General features: G+C 55.2%; 3 protein-coding genes. 2 read left to right on the top strand and 1 reads right to left on the bottom strand.

The annotated features are described in order from the left end of the window. Positions 1-75: 75 nt before the first annotated feature. On the bottom strand, positions 76-399 hold the full coding sequence (locus EDC90_RS20580) for a hypothetical protein (RefSeq protein ID WP_132314376.1): 324 nt from the start codon (positions 397-399) through the stop codon (positions 76-78). A gap of 415 nt (positions 400-814) precedes the next feature. Between EDC90_RS20580 and repA the strand changes: the two genes are divergently transcribed. Both repA and repB read left to right on the top strand, forming a co-directional pair. Beyond that, positions 815-2,020, top strand: coding sequence for a plasmid partitioning protein RepA (gene repA / locus EDC90_RS20575; RefSeq protein WP_132314375.1), 1,206 nt, complete (start codon positions 815-817; stop codon positions 2,018-2,020). A 72-nt stretch (positions 2,021-2,092) separates the two neighbouring features. Beyond that, positions 2,093-3,079: a plasmid partitioning protein RepB gene (gene repB, locus EDC90_RS20570; RefSeq protein ID WP_132314374.1), complete on the top strand. Its 987-nt coding sequence runs from the start codon at positions 2,093-2,095 to the stop codon at positions 3,077-3,079. Positions 3,080-3,263 lie beyond the last annotated feature (184 nt).

Here is a 3,263-nt window from a genome sequence, read left to right as displayed (position 1 = left end):
ACATTCTGCTCTCGGATATAAATCACCGATCCAGTTCGAGGTAATAAACCGGAATTTTGAGACAGAACCTCTCCACTAAATAAGGGCAAGTCCACTGTGATCCGTCAGCACGTTGGAATAGGTGAACTCGATAGTCGCCTGCAGATCGACGATCGCCTTCGGATCGAACTTGTTTTCAAGATGAAAGCGCCTGATCCCGGCAAGCGTCGTTGACTTCCCCTGCCCTGTCGCGGCGGCGACAACGACGATGCCATGCTGGGGCGACATGTATGGGCGGACCTCACTATCGAGTCCGACATCATCGATCGTTGGCGTCTTTGTCGGCAACGGTCGCATCGTCATGGAAATGCTGTCGCCGGCATCTTTCATCACGCCCTTGACGCAGGATGCTGAAGGCATCTTCCGACCGCCAGATATGGCTCAGGATACTCAAGACCTCGGAGGGCATTGTCACGTTAAGTTTGGCAGGCTGAGAAGGGCCGGAGTTCTAAGAATTTTCAGGCTAGGATTGAACGGCGAAATTGCCAGCCGTAAAGAATCGAATTATTTCTATATAAAATAGTAAGTTATCCGAATTCTGTCTTTGGTTTCTTGGTTATCTTGTAAGAGGAAATTGCGATAGTCCGACGCACTTCGAAAGGGTCGGCTTCAAGGCCCCCTTCCCTTGATAACAGGCGCTGTGATGCGTTAACTTCTCGTTAACTAAAAATGTCTTGCACGCTCAACGAATCGGTCCATACTAATAACGCTTTTTCTCCTTTCTTTGTATAAAAAGCGTTCTTAGAGAATTAACCGAATCGATGGCAGTGATTCCTTGACGACACAGTCTGTTCCAACCACTGGCAAAACCGATTTTGCCGACGAGATTCTTGATCAGGGAAAGCTTATCTCGGATAAGCTTGACCTGCTGCGCATCGAGCAATTCCCGCCGAATGCACAGAAAGGGCTGCGGCTCTTCGGCATTGCTGAAGTCGCCGAGTTTCTCGGCGTTACCCAGAACCATATCAAGAAACTCCATCTGGAGGGCAAAGGCCCCTCCCCCGTCGTTTCGGCCTCCGGCCGGCGCTCCTATTCGGCCGAACAGATCCTGGAACTGCGACGGTTTCTGGACAAGAACGGCCGCTCCGAGAAGTTTTATGTGCCCCATCGCCGACCGGGAGACGATCTCCAGATCGTCTCCGTGGTCAACTTCAAGGGTGGCAGCGGCAAGACCACGACCACGGCCCACCTCGCCCAGTATCTGGCGCTGACCGGGCATCGCGTGCTGGCGATTGATCTCGACCCGCAAGCTTCGCTCACCGCCCTGCACGGCATCCAGCCCGAGCTCGACAACTCGCCCTCGCTGTTCGAGGCGTTGCGTTATGATGACGAGATCAAGCCGATCAGCGAGATCATCCGCCCGACCAATTTTCCCGGACTCGACATCGTGCCGGCCAATCTCGAATTGCAGGAATATGAATACGAAACGCCGCTGGCTGCTACCGACCGGTCGTCCCAGGAAGGTCGGCTCTTCTTCACCCGCCTCACGCGGGCGCTCAAGGAGGTCGAGGCCGATTATGATGTGGTGGTGATCGATTGCCCGCCGCAGCTGGGCTATCTCACGTTGACGGCCCTGACCGCCTCCACCTCGGTCCTGATTACGGTACATCCGCAGATGCTCGATATCCTGTCGATGAGCCAGTTTCTGCTGATGCTTGGCGGCATTCTCGATTCGATCCGTGGTGTCGGCGCTAGCGTCAAGCTCAACTGGTTCCGCTACCTGGTGACCCGCTATGAGCCCACGGATGGACCGCAGGCGCAGATGGTCGGCTTCATGCAGGCAATGTTCGGCAGCCGGATGCTAAAGAATCATATGGTGAAGTCCACAGCCATTTCCGATGCGGGCATTACCAAGCAGACTCTTTATGAGGTCGAGCGCGCGCAGTTTACACGGACGACTTATGACCGCGCGATCGGTTGCCTCAACGACGTCAATGGCGAGATCGCCGACCTCATTCACGAAGCATGGGGGCGCAAATGATATTGCCAGCCGTACACACAGCCGGATTTTTACACATATTCAAACCCTTATCGATTAATCGGGGAGGCTGATATGGCACGCAAGCACCTTTTAAACGATGTCACCAACCCGAAGAAAACGGGCGCTAAACCCGATGTAGAAGGCGACGGGCGCTCTGCCTATGCGTTACGCGGCGCCTCGCGCTCGATGTTGCAGTCTCTTGAGGAAATGGCGGAGAACTCGCTCAGGGTGCAGGATGGCGAGATGATCGTCATGCTGGATCCGAACGATATCGATCCGTCACCCTATATCGATCGCATCGAGGAAGACGGCGAGGCTTTCAATGTTCTCGTCGAAGCCATTCGCGAAGCCGGCCAGATTTCGCCGGTACTCGTGCGGCCCAACCCGGAAGCGCCTGGCCGCTTCATTCTCGTCTATGGTCATCGCCGCACGCGGGCGGCAAAGACACTCGGTATCAAGGTCCGTGCGCTCATTCGCGATCTCGAAGACCTTGCCCATGTCGTGGCACAGGGGCAGGAGAATACGGCGCGTGCGGATCTGTCCTTCATCGAAAAGGCGCTGTTTGCCAGCCGGCTGCAGCAGTCCGGTATCGACAGGCAAGCTATCCGTCAGGCGCTCAGCATCGACAATGCCATGCTTTCGCGCATGCTCTCGATCGCGGAAGGCATTCCGACGGACATTCTCGAACAGATCGGCGCTGCCAAGGGCATTGGACGGGATCGCTGGGACGAGCTCAAGCGTCTGCTGTTGCCTCCGGCAAAGCTGGAACAGGCGCGACAGTTTGTGGGGGAGGGGCGTTTTCAGGAGCTTGCTTCGCCGGAGCGGTGCTTGGCGCTGCTGGAAGAGCTGAAACGCAAGGGAAGGCGGGCGAGGCCGAAGAATACCAGCGAAAAGAAATGGTCGCTGGCCGATAACAAGATGAGCGTGACCACAAAGCACGCCGCAAACGGCTTTTCTCTTTCACTCAAGGCGACGGATGCGGATGCCTTTGGCGCCTATCTTTCCGGTCAGCTTGAAGAGCTTTACGCCGAATTTCAACGCCAGCAGAAGAAAGGATAACGCGCAAAAGAAAAAAGGCCCCCAAACGACGAGCGTCCGGAAGCCGATTTGTAACTAGCACCTACTGATTCGCATTTCCGACCGTTTCCGTCAAGTATCCTGAGTAATTTTTGTTATTCGGGCGGGTGGTTTCTTTTGCCTTTTTGAAGGTGAAACAATGGAATATGCGAGTGTAACGACGCCC

It is taken from the genome of Martelella mediterranea, assembly GCF_004342225.1.
GTDB classification, from domain to species: domain Bacteria; phylum Pseudomonadota; class Alphaproteobacteria; order Rhizobiales; family Rhizobiaceae; genus Martelella; species Martelella mediterranea_B.
Note: the sequence above shows the minus strand (reverse complement) of the source record. Positions and strands in the feature narration are given on the sequence as shown.

Bases quoted from the DNA above. Each gene is read 5' to 3' on its own strand.
- EDC90_RS20580 (WP_132314376.1), bottom strand. From the start codon at position 399: ATGCCTTCAGCATCCTGCGTCAAGGGCGTGATGAAAGATGCCGGCGAC.
- repB (WP_132314374.1), top strand. From the start codon at position 2,093: ATGGCACGCAAGCACCTTTTAAACGATGTCACCAACCCGAAGAAAACG.